This is a genomic window from Ruegeria sp. BC1 (assembly GCF_056539305.1).
The window spans coordinates 192,345-216,697 of sequence record NZ_JBQFUT010000001.1 but is presented as its reverse complement, the minus strand read 5'-3'; the positions used below and the strand labels follow the sequence as shown (position 1 = coordinate 216,697).

Here is a 24,353-nt window from a genome sequence, read left to right as displayed (position 1 = left end):
GACACATGACATGACCCGCGGCAGACTCCAACGCAGACTGATCGGCACAGCACTATGTGCGGCTCTGCTCGTCGGCTGCGCACCGGTTGGGCCGGATTTCGTGCGCCCGAACTCTCCGGTCGTTAAGCAATGGATCGAGGTGAACAGCCCCAGCGCGGGCCAAAGCGGCCTTACCTCGCGCAGCGCCCCGGTGGTGAAATGGTGGGAGACATTCAACGACCCGACACTGAACAAGCTGATTGCCGAGGCCTATGCCCAAAACCTTGACCTGCAAGTGGCCGGTGCCCGTGTTCTGCAGGCCCGCGCGCAGCTGGGCATCGCATTCGGAGAACTGTACCCTCAGTCACAGGCCATTGGAGGATCGCTCCAGCGGCGTCAGATCAGTGGAAACCTTGGGCCAGTCTCGGATATCCGCCGGATCATCCCTCTGGATACCGAGTTTTCGACCTCGCAGGTGGGGTTTGATGCTCAATGGGAGTTGGATGTCTGGGGTCAACAACGCCGCGGGGTGCAGGCGGCCCGCTCGAATCTGGCGCTGCAAGTGGCTAATTACGATGACGCGCTGGTTACCCTGACTGGCGATGTCGCGGCGTTGTACGTCAACATCCGTGCTCTGCAGGAATCTCTGGCCGTTGCGCGTGAGAACATCCAGCTGCAACAGGAATCCGCCGACCTGACCCAACTGCGTTTCAACAACGGGGTAACGACCGAACTGGACGTGCAGGAATCTACCGCCCTGCTGAACAATACCAAGGCGCTGGTTCCCGAACTTGAAAGCGACATTCAGCAGGCCAAGAACGCGTTGGCTGTCCTTTTGGGTCAAACGCCTTCGCGCATGACCGCCCTGCTGGGCAACTCGGGGCGCATCCCAACTGCACGAACTAACGTGGCTGTCGGCGTTCCAGCGGAATTGCTGCGCCGCCGTCCGGATGTTCGCGCCGCCGAACTGGCAGCCGCCACGCAATCGGCGCAGGTCGGGATTGCATTGGCCGACTTGTACCCGCAATTCATCCTATCGGGGGCCATTGGCTTGCAAGCGTCCGGCGGGCGGGATTTGTTCAGCTCCAGCAGCAATACAGGGCTGGCCAGCGCCGGGGTGGTCTGGAACGTTTTGAACTATGGTCGGATCAAGAACAACGTGCGGGCGCAGGATGCGGCTTATCAGGCGCTGATTGCCAATTATCAGAACACCGTTCTGACTGCCTATTCCGAAGTTGAAAGTGCAATGGTCGCCTATTCCCAGTCGCGCAAGCAGGTTGGGTACTATCAGCAAAGCGTTGACGCGTCGCGCAAGGCCGCCCAGATCGCCGTCGATCAATATCGCGACGGCATCGCCAGTTATTCCCGTATTCTGAACACGCAAACAGCATTGCTGCGATCTCAGGCCAATCTGATCGAAGCGCAGCAGCAGGTGTCCAGCAATCTCGTAGCGGTCTACAAAGGGCTCGGGGGCGGCTGGCAAATCCGCCAGAATCAGGAATTCCTGCCCGAAACCGTGCTGGCCGAAATGGCCTATCGCACCGATTGGGGTGACCTGCTCGAGAAAGACCCGACGCGCGCAAGCCTGAATTGACCCCTATTTCGTCAGCCCACGCAACCCACCAGAAATCAGGATATTCACCTCGTAGAGGATGCGCGGGGCCGCGAACCCACCGGGGCTGGCCAGATAGTTCGGGCTCCATTCCGGATCAAATTTCTGCTTGAAAGACCGAAGCCCTTCAAAGTGATAGAACTGCTCGCCGTGCTCATAGACAAACCCGCCAACGCGGTTCCAGAACGAGGCCAGCTGCCGGTTCTCGATCCCTGAAAACGGCGCAGCACCCAGCGAGAACCACTTAAACCCCTGCTCTGCCCCCCATGACATCATCTCGGCGAACAAGGCATCCATGACAAAGCTGGGGCTGTCGGGTTCGTACCGCATCAGGTCGAGTGACAGCTCAGATTTGTGGCCGCCCTGGAACAGATTGGCAAACGCGACGATCTCTCCGGTATCGCCATTCTTGAGCACCGCATGGTCGAAATAGGACAGGTAAGCGTCATCAAACCCGCCAAGGGCAAACCCCTTTTCCTCGCCCGCTTTGCGGGTCAACCAGTCATCCGAGATTTTCCTAAGCTCCGGCAGCATTGGGGCCAGTTTCTCTTTCGGTATGATCTCGAACACATAGCCTTCACGCTCGGCCCGGCTTTTGGCCTGCCGGAACCGTTTACGCGATTTACCATCCAGCGAGAAGTCCTTCAGCGGCACGCGAGCGACCTCGCCGATTTTTAGGATAGACAGGCCCAGATCCAAAAAAGTCGGTAGGTATTTGGTGGATACACTGTAATACGCGCAAAGCTTGCCCTCGCGGTCGGCCATTTCACGCAGCTGCCAGATCAGTTGCTGACCCGCCTTTTCATCGCCCACAGGCTCACCCTTGGTGATCAACGCGTTGCCGGTGTCGGCGTAGGCTAAAAAGGCATTCTCATCCGGTGCGATCAGGAACTGCTTGTCGCCGGTTAGCGATATCTGGGCCTCTGTATCTTCGCTTTCCAGTGCGAGACGTTCGACGACCGGCGGAATTTCGGTGCGAACCGGCACGGGGATCTCCCGCCCGAACAGAGAATTCACAGCCACTACACCAAGAATGACCGCCACCACAAGACTGGACCGCAAGAAGCGCGACGCGTCGCCGTTCCAGGCAAAGTCCCACCAAAGCGCATTCTGATATTCGACATGAGAATAGGCGAATAACCCAACCCAGAAAATAACAGCCAGCAGGGCCACGACACTCACAAGCCAAGGGATGTTCAGCCGAAAAATAGACGCACCGCTAACGCGATAAAATGCACCCCGGAACGTGGCCAGCACAGCGATAGAGGCCAACATGCCGATCGCTTCATGCGTATCCAATCCCTTGGTCAGCGAGGCCACGAACCCCGCCACCATGAGCAACATGGCCACGATCCATGCCCGGTAAAGTTTGCGGTACAGGCCACGCGATACAAGTATCAGCAATACGCCAACAGCGCTGCCCGCCAAATGAGACGCCTCGACAAAAGACAGCGGCAGGAAGTCACGCAACATGCCAAGGTTCTGGCTGCTGGATGGCAAAGCCCCTGAGACCAGCAAGATGATCCCTGCAACGGCTGCCACACCCGCGGCCACCATCGGAACGATAGGACGTATCGCGCGGTAAACCCATGTCGCCGCGCCACTGATATGGCGACGGTGCGTCAAGGCTGATGCAATGGCGATCGACAAGCTCGCGATGACGAAGGGAAGAAACGTGTAAACCAACCGATATAGCAGCAAGGCCGCGATCACGTCTGAACGACCCGAGGCCCCTAACCCGGCAATTAGCGTCGCCTCGAACGCTCCGATCCCGCCTGGAGCATGGCTGAGGATACCGACGGCGATCGCGCCGATATAAATGGTGAAGAAATAGGGAAACCCCACCCCCAGGTCGTCCGGCATCAATACATAAAGGGTCATGGATGCGCCGAACAGGTCGCCCACCGCCGCCAATGTCAGCAGACCGGTCAGCTTGCCTCCGGGAAGATTAAAGCCAAAACCGCCGTACGCCAGCTTGCGCCCGCCTTTTGCCAGCCAAATGAACAGCGTCACAAACGCCGCCAGAAGACAAAGACCAATGACGGTTTCCGTCGTGTCACTAATCGGCAAAACTTTGGAGACCCCGTCCGGGTGCAATGTCAGAAGACCACCCATCAGCAGCACAAACCCTGACCAGAATGCAATCCACGAGGTCGCAATGACTCCGGCAACGCGGCTCAGGTCCAATCCGAGCGAGGCGTAAATACGGTAACGGATCGCCGTACCTGTGATGTAGGAAAATCCAAGACAATTTGATACGGCATAACCACTAGCCCCGGCTAAGCCTGCGATGGGCAGCGGAACCTCTCCATCCGCCACGCTTTGCACAGCTAACACGTCATACATGGACAGCGACAAAAAGCTGAAACAGGTCCAGCACAGCGCGAAGAACATCAGTTTCCATGTTGTGTTTGCCACATCGGTCTGCACATCCGCCCATTTCACGTGCTGAGACAATTCGTGCAGCACAACAAGCGCGATTAACGTAACGAGAATGGGGATCGCGATCCTGACCACAGGCTTTTCAAGAAACCCCGTCGCGCGCTCGGCAAGACGTACGGCCCAGAGTTCTTTGTCTGTCTCGTGCGTGGTCATGATCGTTCCCTGCTCTGAGGCGCTTTGACGGCTCTGCGGCGCAGGTCAACTCTGGCACAATTTCTTTAAACCACAAAGCACTACAAGGGTTCAGACACGCCCTTTGCGTGTGGACAACAGCAGATTGGTCTCGGACCGGGTGATCCCTTCCATCCTTCGAATCTGGAACAGAACCTCGTCCAATTCAGCCAGAGTCTCAGTTCCGATTTCCGCAATCAAGTCCCAGCTGCCGTTGGTTGAATGAATGGCACGCACCTGACGCATTGCGGCGATTCTGGCCATAGTTCGCTCGGTCCCGCGGCCTTCGATTTCCAGCATCATCAACCCCCGAACAGGGCTTTGCGCCACGTCCTGCCGGGTGAGCACGGTAAAACCAACGATCTCGCCTGATTGCTTCAGGCGTTGCAGACGGCCGCGAACGGTGGTGCGAGTGACCCCCAGCGTTTCGGCAAGCTCGGACAGCGACGCCCGCGCATCACGATGCAGAGCGTTCAGCAGTCGACTATCCAGTTCGTCCATAGCATCTTCTCAAATTGTACATCTAAGTTTCATTTTGAACATTTTGCCTTCTTTTCGCAACCCGCCTTGTCTGTTTAAGGTCTCATATGGACAAAAAACACGTGATATTGGTTGGCGCACCGATGGATTCGGGTAAGCGCCGACAAGGCTGCCGCATGGGCCCCGACGCCTATCGTGTGGCCGGGTTGGATCGGGCCTTGGCTAATCTGGGACACGACGTTTCAGATATTGGCGATGTTGCCCCTGATCGGGTCGATGTACCCGATGATATGCATCTGTTCGCCCTGCCCGACTGTGTCGGCTGGACCAGTGCTCTCAGCCGCACTGCGCAGAACACTGCCCCCAATGGCCTGCCTATATTCATGGGCGGTGACCATGCTTTGTCGATGGGAACTGTCGCTGGAATGGCTGCGCATGCCGAACAGATCGGGCGACCCTTGTTCGTTTTGTGGTTGGATGCCCATAGCGACTTCCACACCCCTGACAGCACCGACAGCGGCAACCTGCACGGAACGCCGGTTGCCTATTTCACCGGACAATCCGGGTTCGACGCCTTCCCGACAGTGTCCGCGCCAGTTCCGACGGATCGAGTGGGCATGATTGGCCTGCGCTCGGTCGACCCTGCCGAACGCGCCAGACTGGAACAGGACCGCGCGATGCTGGCAGACATGCGCAGCATCGATGAACATGGGATCAAAGCGCCTTTAATCGCGTTTCTCGACCGTGTACGGGAGGCAAACGGAATTCTACACGTCTCGCTGGACGTCGATTTCATGGATCCTTCTATCGCCCCAGCCGTGGGCACCACCGTCCCCGGCGGCGCGACCGAGCGTGAAGCGCATTTGGTCATGGAACTGCTTCACGAAAGTGGCTTGGTCTGCTCGCTGGATCTGGTTGAGTTGAACCCCTTCCTCGACGAACGTGGCCGTACCGCAAAACTGATGGTCGATCTGGCCGCCTCGCTGATGGGGCGCCGCATCTTTGACCGCCCAACCCGGAGCTTCTGATGCAGTCCCTACAGGCTCCCTCTGCCGTTGTCATGGTCAGGCCGCACGCGTTTGCCTCAAACCCCGAGACACGCGATGACAATGCGTTCCAGACCCTGGCAGATCGTTCGGCTGCAGCCACATCCGCCCAGGCCCGTGATGAGCACGACAAGGCTGTCGCGCAACTGCGCGGTGCTGGCGTGCGTGTCCACGTCTTTGACGACCATGGTCAGTTCGACACTCCCGACAGTGTGTTCCCGAATAACTGGATTTCCACCCATCCGGGCGGACATGTGGCGATCTACCCGATGTTTGTTCCATCGCGCAGACGCGAACGCCGCGCAGACGTTATTGAAATGCTAAAGCAGGAATATCGCGTTCAGGATGTGATCGACTACTCTGGTCTGGAACAGGACAAGCTTGCGCTGGAAGGTACTGGTGCCATGGTGTTGGACCACATCGGCCGCGTTGCCTACACGGTCAAATCCAATCGCGCCGATCCCGTTCTGCTTGAACGTTTCTGCACGCATTTCAACTATGAACCCATTGTATTTGAAGCACAGGATGCGGAAGGGCGCGACGTCTATCACACCAATGTCCTGATGGGCATAGGTACCGGATTCGCCCTGATCTGCCTGGATATGATCACCGACGCCGAGCGGCGCGCGACTGTCAAAATGCGGCTTGAGGAATCCGGCCGCACGGTCATTGATCTCAGCCACGAGCAGATCGCCGAGTTTGCAGGCAATGCCATTGAGCTCACTGGCCGGAACGGTCTGATGCTGGCTCTGTCCAGCCGGGCGCGTGCCGCACTGACCGCCGAACAAATCGCAATAATCGAAGCCAACGCTACACTGCTGCCGCTTTCGGTGCCAACAATTGAAACGGCCGGTGGGTCCGTGCGCTGTATGATCGCCGGCATCCATCTTTCCCGCCGATAGGAGACCCTGATGCAACCTTCTGACAAGGCGTTAGTGCCCTTTGTATCCGTCGACAACATGATGCGTCTGGTGCATCACATTGGCCTCGAGAAGATGATCACCCAGATCGCAGCCCAGATTGAGGCCGATTTCAAACGCTGGGAAAGCTTTGACAAAACGCCCCGTATTCCGGCCCACTCACCCCATGGCGTGATCGAGTTGATGCCGACCTCGGATGGTGAGGCCTATGGGTTCAAATACGTCAACGGCCACCCAAAAAACACATCCGAAGGATTGCAGACCGTAACCGCCTTTGGTCTTCTGGCCGATGTCTATACTGGCTACCCCACTCTGCTAACCGAAATGACGATGCTGACCGCCCTGCGCACTGCAGCGACCTCGGCACTGGTGGGCAGTTATCTAGCACCAAAGTCGTCATCCGTGATGGCGATGATCGGCAACGGAGCCCAATCCGAGTTTCAATGTCTGGCCTTCAAAGCCATGTGCGGTATCGACACCGTTCGGCTGTACGACACAGACCAGAATGCCACAGCGAAATGCGCCGCCAACCTGCAAGGCAAAGGTCTGACCGTTGTGCCTTGCAAAACCCCCGAAGAGGCGATTGAGGGGGCGCAGATCATCACGACCTGTACGGCTGATAAGAAATACGCCACGATCCTGACCGACAACATGGTTGGCCCCGGCGTGCATATCAACGCCATCGGCGGTGACTGCCCCGGCAAAACGGAACTGCACCGCGATATTCTGCTGCGTTCGGAAATCTTTGTTGAGTACCCCGAGCAAACGCGGATCGAGGGTGAGATTCAGGCATTAGACGATGATCACCCGGTGACTGAGATGTGGCAGGTCATGACCGGACAAGCCGAAGGGCGTCGTGACGACCGCCAGATCACTCTGTTCGACAGTGTCGGTTTTGCGATCGAGGACTTTTCGGCCCTTCGTTATATCAAGACTGCCATCGAAGGCACTGGTTTCTTTGAGCCTTTGGACATGCTGGCTGATCCAGACGACCCGCGTGATCTGTACGGGATGTTGATGCGGGCTGAGTAACCTGTCCAACTGGGGGCTCTGCCCCCGCCGCCCTTCGGACAAATCCCCAGGGAGTTTTTCAGCCAGACCAAGTATGGATCCGGTTCTTCATCTGGCCTCAATTATCCCAAAGCGCGAGGCAGAGCCTCGCTTACTTTCTATGCTCACCCGGCTAGCGACGGCAGGTAGAGCACGATGCCGGGGAACGCGACCAGCAATGCGATGGTGACGCCATCGGCGATGAAGAAGGGCGTCACGCCTTTGAACACATCCTGAACGCTCAGATCGGGGCGCACGCCCGCAACAACGAAACAGTTCAAACCGATTGGCGGTGTGATCAAACAAAACTCGGCCATCTTAACCACCAATATGCCGAACCAGATCGCGCACATCGGTCCTGACATGCCAAAGGTGCTTTCGGCAGCACTGACAGTTTCGCCTCCGTTCAGCGCCATGACTGCCGGATAGACGACCGGTAAAGTTAGCAGCAGCATTCCGATGGCATCCATGAACATGCCCAGCACGGCGTAGGCCAAAAGGATGCATATCAGGATCAGCATCGGAGACATCTCCAACGAAGTGATCCAGTCTGAGAAAGCTCCCGGTAGGTCGGCAAACCCCAAAAACCGGACATAGATCAGAACACCCCAGATGATCGTAAATATCATCGCGGTGAGCTTGGCAGTTTCCAAAAGCGCCGACTTCAGCTGTTGCCAGCGCATGCCGTGAAACAGGGCGAAGCAGAAGACGATGAATGCCCCGATCGCCCCACCCTCAGTCGGGGTCCCCCAAGCCTTTTCACCAAACGGGTTGTAAACAAAGCAGATTATGATCAGGATTACAGCGACTATTGGTAACGCGCCGGGCAAGGATGAAAAGCGTTCTTTCCAAGTGAAGCCACGAACCGGAGGCCCAACGGTCTTGAAGACGACCGCAATGCCCACAATCAGCAATCCGTAAATTACCGCAGAAAATGCACCGGGGATGAAGCCAGCCAATAGCAATTTGCCCACGTCTTGCTCGACGATGATGGCATAGATCACAAGGATCGCAGAAGGCGGGATCAGTGAGGCCAGCGTACCGCCCGCCGCGACAACCCCGGCCGCGAACTGCTTGTTGTATCCGACCTTCAGCATCTCGGGGATGGCAATGCGTGCAAACACGGCAGAAGTCGCGACAGACGCGCCCGACACAGCAGCAAAGCCCGCAGTGGCAAACACTGTCGAGACTGCCAGTCCGCCCGGCACCCATGCCACCCAACGTTTTGCAGCCTCGAACAGCGCCCGCGTCAGCCCCGCGTAATAGGCCAGATACCCGATTAGGATGAAGGTTGGGATCAGACTGAGCGTGTGCGCAGCCACTTTGGAGTGCGGCACCTGCCCTGCCGTTTTGACAGCAACCGTCAACGCTTTGCCAAACCGGTCAGGATCGTAGCCAAACTTGGCCCAGAAAATCCAGACCAGCCCCACCAGCCCAGCCAGGCCGGCAGCAAAGGCCACGCGCATGCCGGTGACGACAAGAACCAGAAGGCCACCCGTGACCCAAAGGCCAATCTCGATCGTGTCCATCTGCTAGTCCTGCCCTTCGAATTGTTCAGCCTCGGCAGCGGCCTGTGCGGCTGTGTCCTGTATAAGAGGAACAGCGACCGGGCTTTCGAGCCCCATTATGAAAGCCCGGCCATAACCCCAGATCTGCAACACCAGGCGGGCACACAAAACCGAGAACGCAATGGGGGCCAGCAGTTTTGCGGGCCAGAGAGGGATACCAATGTCAATGGAACTATCCCGACTCCATAAAGGCGCACTAAAGTCGAAGGACCGGTCGAAATGGGACCAACTGCCCCAAACCAACGCCAGCATCAGAACAAGGATCAGGATCACCGAAATCAATTCGAACAACCAAAGCGCACGGCCATGCAAGCGCGAGATCACGATATCCATCCGGATATGCCCACCATCGCGCTGAACGTATGAAATGCCCAGAAAGGCAATCAACGGCATGGCCTGTTCGATCCAGTCCACATAGCCCGGCAGCGGCGCATTGATCGCGTTACGACCGCTGACCGAGACGACGGCCAGAACCATCAAACCAAAAACAGCAAGGCCGCTGATTAATGCCAGAAAACGTTCCAACCCCAATAAGTGATGATCCAACCGACTGAGCCGGCTGCCATCTTCAAGCACCGTGGCCTGTCCTGCCATTCCGGTGTTCCCCTGTCTTAAGTTTGGCGTCCGGGTGCCCGGTCGGGCACCCGGCTCAGACGATCAGTTTCCGCCGCGCTGTTGCTGGAGCGTGGTTTGAACCAGATCATAGAGGTCTTGCGCTGGCAGACCCTGTGCCGACATGTCTGCAATCCACTGCTCGCGGATCGGGTCAGCCGCCTTGGTGCGGAATTCCTCAATCACGGCATCGTCAATTTGAACTTTCTCAACGCCTTTTTCGGCAAGAACGCCATCCCACTTTTCAAGAAGCCCACCATAGTTGGCGAGATAGTGGTCAATCGCCTCACCGATCGAGCTGTCCAGGGCCTCGCGATGCTCGGGGGACAGTGCTTCATAGGCTTCGATATTTACCACAACGGGGCAGTTGACGGTGCCGGGGTTCAGGTTGGCGGTCCACCAGTCGGCCTCGTTGATCGTGCCAAATGAAAGGTGGGCATGCTGGGCAAACGCAACCGTATCGACGACACCGGACTCCATGGCGTTGAACGCTTCGGTCGCGGGAACCGAAGTTGGAACGCCTCCGACTGCTTCGAATGCTTGACCCAAACCGCCGGTGGCGCGAACACGCATGCCGTCAAAATCCGCAAGTTCGTCGCGTGGATCGCCAGTTCCGACCAAATTGTACTGCGGCATCGGCGACGTCATTATGATGCGTGCGTTCCACTGTGCCATCTCATCCTTGACCGCCGGGTGGTCATACACCGCATGGCTGACGGCCACCTCTTCATCCAACGTGTTTACACCAAGGAATGGCAGTTCAAGCACTGTGATCGCGCGGTTTTTGTCGCGGTGGTACCCAGCGCAGAACTGCGCCATCTCAAAAGCGCCAATCTCAATGCCGTCCAGATTTTCCCTGGGTTTGGAAAGGCCGCCATAACTGACGTTGATCGTGAAGTCGCCGCCGGTTTTTTCATTTACCAGTTCAGCCAGCTTTTCAACATGTTCGGTGAACGCGCGGCGCTTACCCCAGACAGACGCGTTCCATTCGGTTGCGGCTGCTTCGAAGGCGAATGCAACACCCAAGGCGGCGACGGCTGCGCCGCTCAACATTTTTTTCATCATGATTTCTCCCTTTGTTGCGCTTCTTGTGCAAGCGCTTGAGATCAAAGCTAGCGCCAACATCCAAATGTGCCAACCCAAGACTGACCCACGAACCGGCGACTGCCAGCGCTAACAACAAAAAGGTGTAATTGAAGGGTTGAAATTTTCGGATACCGCGCGCTTAGCCAGCGTTAAAATTCATTACACTTACTGCATTGTTTTATTTACTGTTTTACAAGCCAAAAAAATTTTCTTTACTGATGTACAGGTGAAAGTAAAATTAATTTACAAACAAATGCTGGAATTTCGGTAATTTATTCCATTGTTTTCAATTCCGCCTATTATTTCCCCAAGGGAGGAAACGGGTCGACATCGCCCGTTCTGCGAGCAAGATTCGGCCCAGTGAAATGAAGTCCAGAGGGAGGAGCCTCAGAATGACAACCGTTGCCCAGGCAGATGCCAACGTATTTCCGCCATCCGCCGAAACTGTTGCCCGCGCCCATGTCGATGCCGACAAGTATAACCAGATGTACAAGGCCTCGATCGAAGATCCTGTGGCGTTTTGGGATGAGCAAGGCAAGCGAGTCGACTGGATCAAGCCCTATACTCAGGTCAAAGATGTCAGCTACGACTTCGGTTCGGTCGGCATAAACTGGTATGCTGACGGTACGTTGAATGTGTCCGCCAACTGTCTGGATCGCCACCTGAAAACACGCGGCGATCAAACCGCGATCATCTGGGAGCCAGATGATCCAAACGATGAAGCCCAGCACATCACTTATGCTGAGCTGCACCGCCGCACCTGCCGTATGGCCAATATTCTGGAGTCCATGGGCGTGCGTAAAGGTGACCGCGTTGTCATCTACCTGCCGATGATCCCCGAGGCCGCCTATGCCATGCTGGCCTGCGCGCGCATTGGCGCGATCCACTCGATCGTATTCGCAGGCTTCTCGCCTGACGCGCTGGCGGCCCGGATCAACGGGTGCGATGCAAAGGTTGTCATCACCGCCGACGAGGCACCCCGAGGTGGTCGCAAGACGCCGCTCAAATCGAACGCGGACGCGGCACTGCTGCATTGCAAGGACACAGTTAAGTGTCTGGTCGTCAAGCGCACAGGCGGTCAAACCACATGGGTTGATGGCCGGGATTTTGACTACAACGAGATGGCGCTGGAGGCGGATGACTATTGCGCGCCCGCAGAGATGAACGCAGAAGACCCGCTGTTCATTCTCTATACTTCCGGCTCGACTGGCCAGCCCAAGGGCGTTGTGCACACCACGGGTGGCTATCTGGTCTATGCTGCGATGACGCATGAGATCACCTTCGATTACCACGAAGGCGACGTGTACTGGTGTACCGCTGACGTGGGCTGGGTCACTGGCCACAGCTATATCGTCTATGGCCCGCTGGCCAATGGGGCGACCACGCTGATGTTCGAAGGTGTTCCGACTTACCCTGATGCCTCGCGGTTCTGGCAGGTCTGTGAAAAGCACAAGGTGAATCAGTTCTACACGGCGCCAACCGCAATTCGCGCCCTCATGGGTCAGGGGAATGAATTCGTTGAGAAGTGTGATCTGAGTGACCTGCGCACTCTGGGTACCGTGGGCGAACCAATCAACCCGGAAGCCTGGAACTGGTACAACGAGGTCGTCGGCAAAGGAAATTGTCCTATCGTCGACACATGGTGGCAGACCGAAACCGGCGGTCACCTGATGACACCACTGCCCGGCGCGCATGCGATGAAGCCCGGCTCGGCCATGAAACCCTTCTTTGGCATTCAACCCGTTGTTCTGGACCCGCAATCCGGGGTTGAGATCGACGGCAACGGTGTCGAGGGTGTTCTGTGCATCAAGGACAGCTGGCCCGGTCAGATGCGCACCGTTTGGGGTGACCATGAGCGGTTCGAAAAGACCTATTTCTCGGACTACAAAGGCTACTATTTCACCGGCGACGGTTGCCGCCGGGATGAGGATGGCGATTACTGGATCACCGGTCGCGTCGACGACGTGATCAACGTCTCGGGCCACCGCATGGGAACCGCCGAAGTGGAAAGCGCGCTGGTTGCGCACGCCGCCGTGGCCGAGGCCGCCGTGGTCGGTTACCCCCATGAAATCAAAGGGCAAGGCATCTATTGCTACGTCACGCTGATGAATGATCGTGAGCCTTCGGATGACCTACTGAAAGAACTGCGCACATGGGTCCGGACCGAGATTGGCCCCATTGCCAGCCCAGATGTAATCCAGTGGGCCCCGGGCCTGCCAAAGACACGCTCTGGCAAGATCATGCGCCGCATCCTGCGCAAGATCGCCGAGAACGACTTTGGTTCGCTTGGTGATACGTCAACGTTGGCCGATCCGTCGGTCGTTGAAGACCTGATCGAAAATCGTGCGAACAAGTGAGGATATGATGGACGCTGCCACAACCCTATCCCCCACAGTTCTGATCCTTCTCGGCCCTCCGGGCGCCGGGAAGGGCACGCAGGCGCGTATGCTCGAGGAAAAGTTCGGTCTGGTGCAACTCAGCACCGGCGACCTGCTGCGCGAAGCTGTGGCCGCTGGCACCGAGGCCGGTAATGCCGCCAAGGCCGTAATGGAAGCTGGTGATCTGGTCAGCGATGAGATCGTCATCGCCATCCTGCGCGATCGCATGGCCCAGTCTGATTGCGCCAAAGGTGTCATCCTCGACGGTTTTCCCCGCACCACCGTTCAGGCCCAGGCGCTGGACGGGCTGCTTGGTTCGACGGGCCAAAAGATCAATGCAGCGATCAGCCTTGAGGTCGAGGATGCCGAAATGGTGATCCGCATCTCGGGCCGCTACACCTGCGCCGGTTGCGGTGAAGGGTATCATGATCAGTTCAAGCAGCCGGAAGAAGACGGCAAATGCGACAAGTGTGGCCACACCGAATTCAACCGCCGCGCGGATGACAACGCGGAAACCGTAGCCTCGCGGCTGGCCGCATATCACGCACAAACCGCGCCGCTGATCACCTATTACCAAGGCCATGGTGTTCTCAAAGGTCTGAACGCAATGGGCAATATCGAAGACATCGCGGGCAATCTGGAAAGGATTGTCAGCGACGCAATGAACTAAGGGAATACGGCCCGCCCTGAATTAGGGCCGAGTTCCTTAAAGAAAACTTCAAAGGACCCGCCCTGGCGGACCGGAGAAGTCTTGCCTGATGCCACCCGGGCATCCGGCATATCGAAAAGCGGTCCCGCGCGCTGGAGGATTTGTTCAACGGGCCGCCCAAGGAGGAAGCGAAGGAGGAACCCGCAATGGCGGATCAAACCACAAACTCCGCGCAGACTGCCGAAGCCGACAAGGGCTATTGGCAGGCCAACCTGCGTCTCATCTACATCAGCCTCGCAATCTGGGCGCTGGTGTCGTTTGGATTCGGCATTCTGCTGCGTCCGCTGCTGTCGGGTATTTCCGTTGGCGGCACCGATCTGGGCTTTTGGTTCGCCCAACAGGGATCGATCCTGGTCTTTCTGGTGCTGATCTTCAACTACGCCTGGCGCATGAACAAACTGGACGCCGAATACGGCGTTGAGGAGGAGTAACCCCCATGGACCAGTTTACCATCAACCTGCTGTTTGTGGGCGCGTCCTTTGCGCTTTACATCGGCATCGCGATCTGGGCTCGCGCGGGGTCCACGTCAGAATTCTACGCCGCCGGTCGCGGCGTTCACCCGGTCACCAACGGTATGGCGACAGCGGCAGACTGGATGTCTGCGGCCTCGTTCATCTCGATGGCGGGCCTGATTGCCTTTACCGGCTATGACAACAGTTCGTTCCTGATGGGTTGGACCGGCGGCTATGTGCTGCTGGCGCTGCTGCTCGCGCCCTACCTGCGCAAGTTCGGCAAGTTCACTGTGTCAGAGTTCATCGGCGACCGTTTCTACAGCCAGACAGCCCGTATCGTTGCGGTGATCTGCCTGATCGTGGCTTCGGTAACTTACGTGATCGGTCAGATGACCGGCGTTGGCGTCGCCTTCGGTCGTTTCCTTGAGGTGTCCAACACCTCCGGCCTGCTGATCGGTGCCGCCGTGGTGTTTGCCTACGCGGTGTTCGGCGGGATGAAGGGCGTGACGTATACACAGGTCGCTCAGTACTGCGTGCTGATCACCGCCTACACCATCCCGGCGATCTTTATCTCGCTGCAACTGACCGGCAACCCGATCCCGGCCCTTGGCCTGTTCGGTGATACGGCAAGTGGCGAGCCACTGCTGACCAAGCTGGACGCCATCGTGACCGAGCTGGGCTTTAACGACTACACGGCCCACCACTCGAACACGCTGAACATGGTGCTGTTCACCCTATCGCTGATGATCGGTACTGCCGGTCTGCCCCACGTGATCATGCGCTTCTTTACCGTGCCCAAAGTTGCTGACGCACGTTGGTCCGCTGGCTGGGCGCTGGTGTTCATCGCGCTGCTGTACCTGACCGCCCCTGCGGTTGGCGCAATGGCCCGTCTGAACATCACTGACATGATGTGGCCCAATGGTGGCATCGAAGGTGGTGCAGTATCGGTCGAAGAGATCGACAATGATGCGCGTTACGACTGGATGGCAACGTGGCAGAAAACCGGCCTGCTGGATTGGGAAGACAAAAACGGCGACGGTAAAATCCAGTACTACAACGACCAGAACGCCGACATGCAGGCACTGGCCGAAGAAAAGGGCTGGGTTGGAAACGAGCTGACAAAGTTCAACCGTGACATCCTGGTTCTGGCCAACCCCGAGATTGCCAACCTGCCGGGTTGGGTGATCGGTCTGGTCGCAGCCGGTGGTCTTGCTGCTGCCTTGTCGACCGCTGCGGGCCTGTTGCTGGCGATCTCGTCGGCGGTGTCCCACGACTTGATCAAGGGTGCGATCAACCCCCAGATTTCGGAAAAGGGCGAACTGCTGGCAGCACGGATCGCTATGGCCGTGGCCATCGTAGTTGCGACCTATCTGGGTCTGAACCCACCGGGCTTTGCGGCGCAGACGGTTGCCCTGGCATTCGGTCTGGCGGCTGCCTCGATCTTCCCGGCGCTGATGATGGGGATCTTCTCGACCCGCATCAACAACACCGGTGCGGTCGCGGGTATGTTGGCTGGTCTGACCGTAACCCTGGTGTACATCTTTCTGCACAAGGGCTGGTTGTTCATTCCGGGCACCAACTCGTTCACCGATGCCGATCCGCTGCTGGGTCCGATCAAATCGACGTCGTTCGGTGCTATCGGTGCAATGATCAACTTTGGTGTGGCTTATGTCGTCGCCGGAATGACCAAGGAGACTCCGCAGGAGATCAAGGAACTGGTCGAAAGCGTGCGTATTCCCCGTGGCGCAGGCGTCGCTCAGGATCATTGAGCATGATGCGGTATATGGATAACATCCGTGTACCGCGTCTTTCGACCGACTACTCCCGCCCGGCATTCTACCGGGCGGGATTTTTCAACAGAAACCCAGGAAGTTCTGATGCCCCTGTCTCATGACCAGATCACCCGGTTTCTGAAATCCGTTCATCCTTATGACGCCTTACCTTCGGACGTATTGGCTGATCTGGCCAACCAGATCGAAGTCTGGGAAGTCGATGAAGGGCTCCCTGTTTACGAGCTGGGCAACACCCTGCCCGGCGTCTTTGTGATTTATGAAGGCCAGGTTGAGATCACCGATGAAAACGGAGCTGTCGTTTCACATCTTGGTTTGCGCAATTCCTTTGGTGAACGTGGCCTGCTGAAAGACGGCAAAGCGGCCACTCATGCGCATGCCCATACGCCATCGGTACTGATGGTGCTGCCCCCCAATGTGGTGCGCGAATTGATCGACGGCCACGAGGTCGTCGCCAATTTCTTCAACAGAACACGGGGTGGGCGTACTGGCCCGCAGAGTCTGGCGACCAGTTCCATTGACACCCTGATGGCCCACAACCCGGCCACATGCCTGCCTTCAATACCGGTTCGCGAAGCGGCGCAGATCATGCGCGACCGCCATATCTCTTCGCTTTGCGTGACTAAGGGCGACACGTTGTTGGGCATCGTTACGTTGCGCGATGTATCCGGGAAATACGCGGCAGGCGGGATGCCCGAAGAGACCCCGGTATCAGCGATCATGACACCCGATCCGGTTACGCTGTCTCCGGCCGATATAGGTTCGGACGTGCTGCATGTGATGATGGAGCGTGGTATCGGCCACATTCCGATTTCCGATGGCGGCAAGCTGGTCGGCATCGTCACGCAAACCGACCTAACCCATTATCAGGCTGTCAATTCCGCTGAACTGGTGCGCCGGATAGCCCGGGCTGGTTCGGCGTCCGAAATGGCTCAGGTCACTGCGGAAATCCCTCAGCTTTTGGTACAATTGGTGGCAGGCGGCAACCGGCACGAGATCGTGACGCGCCTGATCACCGATGTTGCCGACACCGCCACCCGCCGTCTGCTGACGCTGGCAGAGCAAAAACTCGGCCCGCCGCCCGTACCTTATCTGTGGCTGGCCTGCGGATCTCAGGGGCGGCAGGAACAAACTGGCGTATCGGATCAGGACAATTGCCTGATGCTGGATGACAGTGTGAGTGAATCCGACATGGCCTATTTCGCAGAGCTGGCGAAATATGTCTCGGACGGGCTGGACACTTGCGGATACTTCTATTGCCCCGGCGACATGATGGCGACCAATACCCGCTGGTGTCAGCCCGTGCGCGTCTGGCGCGACTACTTCATGGGTTGGATCGCCAAACCGAACCCCGAGGCGCAGATGCTGGCCTCCGTCATGTTTGACTTGCGCCCCATCGGTGGCGCGTTCGAGCTGTTCGCGGATCTACAGGCCGACACTCTAGCCGCCGCCAATGCGAACTCGATCTTTGTGGCGCATATGATTTCAAACTCGCTGAAACATACACCACCACTTGGCCTGTTGCGCGGAATTGCCACCATACGCTCGGGTGATCATCGTAACACGTTGGACCTGAAGCATAACGGCGTCGTTCCGGTGGTTGATCTGGCCCGTGTCTACAGCTTGCAGGGCCGGTTGACCCAAGCAAACACCCGCGCGCGCCTGAAAGCGGCCGAAGCAGCAGGTGTGCTCAGCCCGGCAGGTGCACGGGATCTGCTCGACGCCTACGACCTGATTGCGGAAGCGCGACTGGAACATCAGGTCAGGCTGGTCAAATCGGACAAGCAACCGGACAACTACCTTCCGCCCTCCACCTTGTCGGATTTTGAACGGAGTCACCTACGCGACGCGTTCGTTGTCGTTAAAACTATGCAATCGGCAGTCGGCCACGGAAAAGGAATGCTAAGCTAACCCTTTCTCAGCTAAGAACGAATTATGACGCCCGAAACTCGGAGAGACACATGTTTCTGGAACTGATTGGCACCATCTTTGCAGGCATCGCCTTTGCGGGATTGGTCATGGTCGTGAACAAATTGACGGGTGGCCGCCTGCCCCGTTGGGCGGCTCCGGTCGCGGCAGGCCTGGGTATGATCGGAATGACCATCGCCAGCGAGTATTCGTGGTACGACCGTCAGCTTGAAAACCTTCCCGAAAGTCTGGTTGTGGTTCAGGAAGTTGAAAGCCGCGCCTTGTATCGTCCGTGGACCTATGCAGTGCCCTTCGTGGATCGGTTCGCTGCAATTGACACTGTGTCGGTACGGAAAAACGATCAGGTGCCTGAACAACGGCTTGTTGATCTTTACTTCTTTGGCCGCTGGGCGCCGGTATCGAAACTGCCGGTGGCCGTGGACTGCGCCGCCAATACCCGTGCCAGTCTGGCCGACGGCGCCGAGTTCGGGGATGAAGGTCAGTTGTTGAACGCCGAATGGGTGACTGTCAACGCCGAGGACCCGATCGTCGCGGCCACTTGCGGAGTGTAACATGCTGACCCGGCTAAGCCTGCGCCTGCGCATTTTTCTGTTCTTCTGCCTGCTGGCCGTTGGCGGAGTAGCGGTCAGCTCTGTGGCGCTATGGGTCAGCTATCGGCGTGTTGCAAACGCAGAGTTGGCGGATGCCTTCATCTTTGCCGAAATCGTTATGGGGTTCGGCTTTGTCGGCCTGATTGTCGCAGTCTGGCTGCTGTTTGACGACAATGTCGCCAAACCGATCGAACGTCTCTCGGCCCAGCTACGCGCCCGCGCCCATGCGGGTGTCAACACGGATATCGACGCGCAGGCCGCGCGCTATTTAGGCGATCTCGCCCCAGCGGCGGCCGGATTGGCGGATCAGCTTTCCGGCAAAACGATGGATGTCGCCGAAGCTGTGGCCGCAGAAACAGCGCATCTGGCCGCCGAAAAGCAGCGGCTGACGGCCTTGTTGACCGAGGTGCCAATAGCCATGGTGCTGGCCAACCCAACCCACAAAATTGTTCTCTACGATGGTCAAGCCGCCGGCGTTCTGGCCCAAATTGCGCATCCCCGTTTGAACGCTTCGCTTTTTGAATACTTGCAACCCCGGCCGTTGGAGCAAGCTTATGAAAAATTGTGCAAAACCGGGCTGGAGGTTGACTGCTCTCTGATGAGTTTCGACGGCGCGCAGACCTATACAGCCCGGATGAAGCCGTTAGGCGATGCGCCCGGATATCTGCTGATCTTTGATGATAGTGCAGCCAATATATCGCCCGAGGCCGCGCGGCCTCTGGTCTATGATTTTGACCTTTTGAACAGCGATACCGAGACGCGGTTCGAAACCCTCACACTGAACCAGATGTGCTTTGTGGTTTTTGACACTGAAACGACGGGTTTGCTGCCGCACAAGGATGAAATTGTTCAGATCGGAGCGGTCCGGGTTGTGAACGGGCGGATAGTCGACGGCGAAAGGCTCGACATGCTTGTCGATCCGGGCATTCCGATCCCATTGGCGTCGACCAAAGTCCACAGGATCAGTGATCACATGGTTCAGGGCGCACCAGATATCGCCGAGGCCGGTCGCACTTTTCACCACTTCGCACAGGGCGCGGTGATCGTGGCGCATAACGCCCCGTTCGACATGGCATTCCTGCGACGTCATGCAAAGCGCATGAATGTCGAATGGGATCACCCCATTCTTGACACCGTTCTGCTGTCCGCCGTCTTGTTCGGAGCCAGCGACACACACACACTGGATGCCTTGTGTGATCGGTTGGGTGTCACGATACCCCGCGAACTGCGGCACACTGCGCTGGGGGATGCCATCGCCACCGCCGAAACGCTGGTCAAAATGCTGCCGATGCTGAAAGCACGCGGCCTGAACACATTTGGCGACGTCATCGAGCAGACCCGGCAACATGGGCGACTGCTGGAAGATCTGAACTGAACATCAAATTATTCAGACAGAACTCAGCTTTTCATGGACAATTCCGGCGGGCCGTGGCACCTGATGCGCGGCCACAGCATGAGCGCACGATGACGGAAAAGACCTTTACCCCTACGCCGGATAAAAGCACTGCATTCCGCGAAGCCCTGGGATGTTTCGGAACCGGTGTAACTGTCATCACCACAAATACCGAAAGAGGGCCGCGCGCGATTACCGTCAATTCGTTTTCGTCCGTATCACTTGACCCGCCACTGGTGCTTTGGTGTCTGGCAAAAGACTCGTACCGATTCAATTCTTTCAACGCGTGTCAGCACTACTCAATTCACGTGATGGCGCAGGAGCAACAAGATCAGGCGCTGCGTTTCGCGCGCGACGGGTTGGATTTTTCGCACGCCGAGTGGGAACCCGACCATGTGGGCCGCCCTCGTTTGGCCAACTGTCTGGCCCGGTTCGACTGCAAGCTTCATGCCAAGCACGAAGCTGGGGATCACCTGATCATTGTCGGTGAAGTCGAGCAGGTTATGTACCGCACCGGTCAGGGCCTTATCTTCAAACGCGGTCAGTTCGGCGGATTTGCGGACCTGCTCTAAGCTTTAGTCCGTATTTGTCGCCACCAGCTTGTGACCTGCAGCGACCGCAAGGCCTACGCCAAACATCATTGTGGATTCCAGCACCTTCACCCGTCGGTATTACACCAACGGGCGAAGGTTGGCTTTGTCACGCGTAGCCTTTGGTGATCATGTCACGGGCGATTTTGCGGAATGCTTCCGCCTGCGCACTGTCAGGCTTGCTGACCACGATCGGCGTGCCGCCATCAGCAGCTACACGTATGTCCAGGTGCAGCGGGATTTCACCCAGCAACGGAACGCCCAAAGCTTCGGCCTCGGATGCGACGCCTCCGTGACCAAAAACATGCTCTTCATGCCCACAGTTCGAACAGATATGGGTGGACATGTTCTCGATCATTCCGACAATGGGCGTCTTGAGCTGGTTGAACATGTCGATCCCTTTGCGAGCGTCAATCAGCGCCACATCCTGCGGCGTTGAAACGACAATGGCACCGTCCACCTTGAACTTCTGGCTCAGGGTCAGTTGAACATCACCGGTTCCGGGCGGAAGATCTACGATCAGAACGTCCAGTTCCCCCCATTGCACCTGAGACATCATCTGTTGTAACGCCCCCATAAGCATCGGGCCACGCCAGACGACCGCTTGCCCTTCTTTGGTCATCAACCCCATCGACATCATGGTAACGCCATGATTTCGCAATGGTAAAATGGTTTTTCCGTCTGGGCTAGCCGGGCGGCCAGAGACGCCCAGCATGCGAGGCTGCGACGGGCCATAAACATCCGCATCCAACAGCCCAACGCGCCGCCCTTCAGCAGCAAGCGCACAGGCAAGGTTAGCCGAGACGGTGGATTTACCAACACCACCCTTCCCCGAGGCGACCGCGATGATCCGATCCACACCTGGAACAGCTTGCGGGCCGGTTTGGGACGGTTTCGGTTTGGGTTTCAGATCCGGCGGCGCCTTGTCGGAATGCGCGGTCATCATGGCCGAGACCTTGCTAACGCCCTCAACTTGCTGGGCTGCCTGCTCGGCTGCGGCGCGTACCGGCTCCATGCGTTCGGCCTGTTTCGGATCGACTTCCAGCACGAACCGAACGGTGTCGCCTTCTACATTCAACGCCCTCACTACGCCGGCGCTAACGATATCCTGACCGGAAACAGGGTCGGTGATCTTTTTCAGGTTCGCCAGAACCGCATCACGAACACTCATGCCTTATTCTCCTTGATGCGCCCTGCCATCAGGGCTGTGCGTATCGACAAGCGTTGGTCGCCGCTCATTGCATGTGTCTCCGTCTCTTTCCATCAATTCGCGCATATGGTGCCTGCCCTTGAGGCTGCAGCATACGCGTTATCCTTTTGTGCCTGAGCTTGACGCTCTCTGCCAGTCCCTCTTAGTCGCAGGAGGCAATTGACCCAAACGCCGCGACTGAGGTCGAGTTTGTTGCAACATATCTCTCCTCGCTTCGCTCTCAAGACTTGGATACGCGTTTTTGCAGGTGACGCGGTGATTTATGGCGAAAAACCGGGCACCCAGTCACCTGCTTCCACAGATAGGAATGACAAGAGGATTAATGCCCTTTTCGACCAGAGGCTCGACCGTTACATTCCCGGACTTAGATGCCGATGCAGCGGGTTATGCAGTCACAAGACAAGGACGATCTGTTCTCACTGCGCATTAGCGTTGGAAAACGAAACCGAAGGAGACTGATGAAAGCCCTTCTTGCAATCGTTGCCCCTATGGCCTCAGTTACTGTCGTCGCGCCTTTTACAGTGTATCAGGTAAGTTTCAGCATGGCAGATGCCAGTTCGGGCGCGCCTCTGTGAATTGGTTGAATAACTGAATGTCCGAATACCTGACCACCAAAGAACTGGCCGAATTGCTGCGCATAGGCGAACGTAAGGCCTATGATCTGGCCTCCTCGGACGAGGTACCCTGCGTGCGCGCCATGGGAAAACTGCTATTTCCCCGGGCCGAAGTCATCGCATGGCTGAACGCGTCGCGTTCTGGCCCGCAAGTCGCCGAACCCAACCTGCCCCCGATCGTTGCGGGCAGTCATGATCCGTTGTTGGACTGGGCGTTACGCGAAAGCGGATCGGGCCTGGCGACCTATTATGACGGTTCCTTCGACGGGCTGACCCGTCTGAAGGATCGCAGTGCGCAGGCCGCGGCGCTTCATATTCATGAAGATCAGGGGTTCAACAGCCAATCCCTGCGCGCCAATCTGGGCGAGGCCCCTGTGATTTTGTACGAAATTGCACAACGCCAGCGCGGGCTGCTACTGGCGAGCGGAGTGTCGGGGATCACCGGGTTTTCCGACCTTAGCGGCCGGCGAGTTATCCTGCGGCAGGACAGTGCGGCCAGCCAACGGTTGTTCGACACGCAGCTAGAGACCCACGGCCTGACACGCGCCGATCTGGACGCCCTGCCCACATGCGCCCGGACCGAAGAAGAATTGGCAATTGCCCTGCATGACAATAAGGCCGAGGCCGGGTTCGGGCTGGGTGCGCTGGCCGGACTCTATGATCTGGAATTCATACCGACCCATACCGAGCGTCTGGATCTGGCGATCTGGCGACGGGCCTATTTTGATGACCCAATGCTCAAACTGCTCAGCTTTGTTCAGTCAGAGCGTTTCACCGCCCGCGCGGCAGAGTTTGGCGGCTATGACTTGTCGGGGTTAGGCACAATCCATCACAATGGTGCCAGCGGCTAGACCCACACCGCCCGTTTCACTTTTTCAAAGTAATCTCGCCAAAACCTCTGGCTGCAGGCCAATTCAATTTGCGTTTGGAAAGAACAGTTGCTGACCATCCAACTGATAGGACGCAATGGCCGCCTGCCCGTCCGGACCGGTCAGCCAGTCGATGAACCTCTGGCCAGCCGATTGACGCACGCGCGGATGCTTTTCGGGGTTTACCAACATAATCCCATATTGGTTAAACAGACGCGGGTCGCCTTCAACCATCACTTCGAGATTCCCTTTGTTCCCAAAGGATTGCCAGGTCGCGCGATCGGTCAATGCATAGGCACCCATCCCGCTTGCCACATTCAGCGTCGCCCCCATGCCCGAGCCGGTTTCACGGTACCACGTACCGGACTCTTTGGTCGGATCGGTACTCGTTTCGCCCCACAGACGCATCTCAGCCTTGTGGGTTCCACTGTCATCCCCGCGCGAGGCAAACGGAGCTTCGGCCTTGGATACGGCGAGCAATGCCGCGACGATATCTTCGCTCCCCTTCACCTTAGCGGGGTCCGATTTCGGCCCGACCAGCACAAAATCGTTGTACATCACATCGAACCGCTCGACACCCCAGCCATCGGCAACGAATTGCTCCTCGGCGGGTTTGGCGTGCACCAACAGGACATCCCCATCCCCGTTGATTGCGTTCCGGATCGCCTGACCGGTTCCGACTGCAACAACCCGCACGTCGATCCCCGTTTCGGCCTCGAACCCCGGAAGGATATAATCCAGCAGACCCGAATTTTGGGTCGACGTCGTCGATTGCACCACAATAAATGCCTCTTCGGCTCGCGCCGCTTGGGCCGTCAGGCCAAGTGCGATCATCATCGCCCGAACGAAATTTCGGATCATTT

The 24,353-nt window shown here is 57.6% G+C and carries 20 protein-coding genes; 13 read left to right on the top strand and 7 right to left on the bottom strand.

Annotated elements, in window-relative coordinates; all coding sequences use genetic code 11:
• Positions 1 to 10: 10 nt before the first annotated feature.
• The gene (locus ACR0IY_RS01070; protein ID WP_480669909.1) at positions 11 to 1,573 is read left to right on the top strand and encodes an efflux transporter outer membrane subunit; all 1,563 of its coding nucleotides are present in this window, start codon (positions 11 to 13) and stop codon (positions 1,571 to 1,573) included.
• A 3-nt stretch (positions 1,574 to 1,576) separates the two neighbouring features.
• Here the strand turns inward: ACR0IY_RS01070 and mprF are convergent, their stop codons facing one another.
• Complete coding sequence (gene mprF, locus ACR0IY_RS01065; protein ID WP_480669908.1) at positions 1,577 to 4,186, bottom strand: bifunctional lysylphosphatidylglycerol flippase/synthetase MprF; 2,610 nt, start codon at positions 4,184 to 4,186, stop codon at positions 1,577 to 1,579.
• A gap of 90 nt (positions 4,187 to 4,276) precedes the next feature.
• Positions 4,277 to 4,705 carry an Lrp/AsnC family transcriptional regulator gene (locus ACR0IY_RS01060; protein WP_480669906.1) on the bottom strand — a complete coding sequence of 143 codons (429 nt, stop codon included), beginning with the start codon at positions 4,703 to 4,705 and terminating at the stop codon, positions 4,277 to 4,279.
• Positions 4,706 to 4,791: 86 nt separating this feature from the next.
• On the opposite strand from ACR0IY_RS01060, the gene rocF reads away from it, so the two are divergent.
• The 3 genes from rocF to ACR0IY_RS01045 are packed head-to-tail and all read left to right on the top strand — an operon-like array spanning position 4,792 to position 7,682.
• Entirely contained in the window at positions 4,792 to 5,712 is a 921-nt protein-coding gene (gene rocF, locus ACR0IY_RS01055; RefSeq protein WP_480669905.1) for an arginase, read from the top strand.
• A complete protein-coding gene (gene ctlX, locus ACR0IY_RS01050) occupies positions 5,712 to 6,632 on the top strand; it encodes a citrulline utilization hydrolase CtlX (protein ID WP_480669904.1) in 921 nt (306 codons plus the stop codon). Before rocF ends, ctlX begins: the two co-directional genes overlap by 1 nt.
• Positions 6,633 to 6,638: 6 nt before the next feature.
• Positions 6,639 to 7,682 carry an ornithine cyclodeaminase gene (locus ACR0IY_RS01045; RefSeq protein ID WP_480671095.1) on the top strand — a complete coding sequence of 348 codons (1,044 nt, stop codon included), beginning with the start codon at positions 6,639 to 6,641 and terminating at the stop codon, positions 7,680 to 7,682.
• A 143-nt stretch (positions 7,683 to 7,825) separates the two neighbouring features.
• On the opposite strand, the gene ACR0IY_RS01040 is transcribed toward ACR0IY_RS01045, so the two are convergent.
• From ACR0IY_RS01040 to ACR0IY_RS01030, 3 genes are all read right to left on the bottom strand, one after another.
• Positions 7,826 to 9,229 carry a TRAP transporter large permease gene (locus tag ACR0IY_RS01040; protein ID WP_480669903.1) on the bottom strand — a complete coding sequence of 468 codons (1,404 nt, stop codon included), beginning with the start codon at positions 9,227 to 9,229 and terminating at the stop codon, positions 7,826 to 7,828.
• Positions 9,230 to 9,232: 3 nt separating this feature from the next.
• A complete protein-coding gene (locus ACR0IY_RS01035; RefSeq protein WP_480669901.1) occupies positions 9,233 to 9,862 on the bottom strand; it encodes a TRAP transporter small permease subunit in 630 nt (209 codons plus the stop codon).
• Between the two features lie 63 nt (positions 9,863 to 9,925).
• Positions 9,926 to 10,942 carry a C4-dicarboxylate TRAP transporter substrate-binding protein gene (locus ACR0IY_RS01030; protein ID WP_480671093.1) on the bottom strand — a complete coding sequence of 339 codons (1,017 nt, stop codon included), beginning with the start codon at positions 10,940 to 10,942 and terminating at the stop codon, positions 9,926 to 9,928.
• A 416-nt stretch (positions 10,943 to 11,358) separates the two neighbouring features.
• Between ACR0IY_RS01030 and acs the strand changes: the two genes are divergently transcribed.
• The 8 genes from acs (at position 11,359) to ACR0IY_RS00990 (ending at position 20,779) form a co-directional block, all read left to right on the top strand.
• Positions 11,359 to 13,323 (top strand): acetate--CoA ligase, encoded by a 1,965-nt coding sequence (gene acs / locus ACR0IY_RS01025; RefSeq protein ID WP_480669900.1) that lies wholly within the window; start codon positions 11,359 to 11,361, stop codon positions 13,321 to 13,323.
• A 7-nt stretch (positions 13,324 to 13,330) separates the two neighbouring features.
• Positions 13,331 to 14,014, top strand: coding sequence for an adenylate kinase (locus ACR0IY_RS01020; RefSeq protein ID WP_480671091.1), 684 nt, complete (start codon positions 13,331 to 13,333; stop codon positions 14,012 to 14,014).
• A 185-nt stretch (positions 14,015 to 14,199) separates the two neighbouring features.
• Positions 14,200 to 14,484: a DUF4212 domain-containing protein gene (locus ACR0IY_RS01015; RefSeq protein ID WP_480669898.1), complete on the top strand. Its 285-nt coding sequence runs from the start codon at positions 14,200 to 14,202 to the stop codon at positions 14,482 to 14,484.
• 5 nt (positions 14,485 to 14,489) lie between these two features.
• Positions 14,490 to 16,274, top strand: a complete 1,785-nt coding sequence (locus ACR0IY_RS01010; RefSeq protein WP_480669896.1) for a sodium:solute symporter family protein — start codon at positions 14,490 to 14,492, stop codon at positions 16,272 to 16,274.
• Positions 16,275 to 16,382: 108 nt separating this feature from the next.
• Positions 16,383 to 18,206 carry a DUF294 nucleotidyltransferase-like domain-containing protein gene (locus ACR0IY_RS01005; protein WP_480669895.1) on the top strand — a complete coding sequence of 608 codons (1,824 nt, stop codon included), beginning with the start codon at positions 16,383 to 16,385 and terminating at the stop codon, positions 18,204 to 18,206.
• Between the two features lie 50 nt (positions 18,207 to 18,256).
• Complete coding sequence (locus ACR0IY_RS01000) at positions 18,257 to 18,775, top strand: hypothetical protein (protein ID WP_480669894.1); 519 nt, start codon at positions 18,257 to 18,259, stop codon at positions 18,773 to 18,775.
• A 1-nt stretch (position 18,776) separates the two neighbouring features.
• Entirely contained in the window at positions 18,777 to 20,189 is a 1,413-nt protein-coding gene (locus ACR0IY_RS00995) for a 3'-5' exonuclease (protein ID WP_480669893.1), read from the top strand.
• An 89-nt stretch (positions 20,190 to 20,278) separates the two neighbouring features.
• The gene (locus tag ACR0IY_RS00990; protein WP_480669892.1) at positions 20,279 to 20,779 is read left to right on the top strand and encodes a flavin reductase family protein; all 501 of its coding nucleotides are present in this window, start codon (positions 20,279 to 20,281) and stop codon (positions 20,777 to 20,779) included.
• Between the two features lie 127 nt (positions 20,780 to 20,906).
• Here ACR0IY_RS00990 and ACR0IY_RS00985 read toward each other — a convergent pair whose 3' ends face one another.
• Complete coding sequence (locus ACR0IY_RS00985) at positions 20,907 to 21,968, bottom strand: Mrp/NBP35 family ATP-binding protein (RefSeq protein WP_480669891.1); 1,062 nt, start codon at positions 21,966 to 21,968, stop codon at positions 20,907 to 20,909.
• 631 nt (positions 21,969 to 22,599) lie between these two features.
• Between ACR0IY_RS00985 and ACR0IY_RS00980 the strand changes: the two genes are divergently transcribed.
• On the top strand, positions 22,600 to 23,472 hold the full coding sequence (locus tag ACR0IY_RS00980; RefSeq protein ID WP_480669890.1) for a substrate-binding domain-containing protein: 873 nt from the start codon (positions 22,600 to 22,602) through the stop codon (positions 23,470 to 23,472).
• A gap of 63 nt (positions 23,473 to 23,535) precedes the next feature.
• Here ACR0IY_RS00980 and ACR0IY_RS00975 read toward each other — a convergent pair whose 3' ends face one another.
• Entirely contained in the window at positions 23,536 to 24,351 is an 816-nt protein-coding gene (locus tag ACR0IY_RS00975; protein WP_480669888.1) for an ABC transporter substrate-binding protein, read from the bottom strand.
• Positions 24,352 to 24,353: the final 2 nt, after the last annotated feature.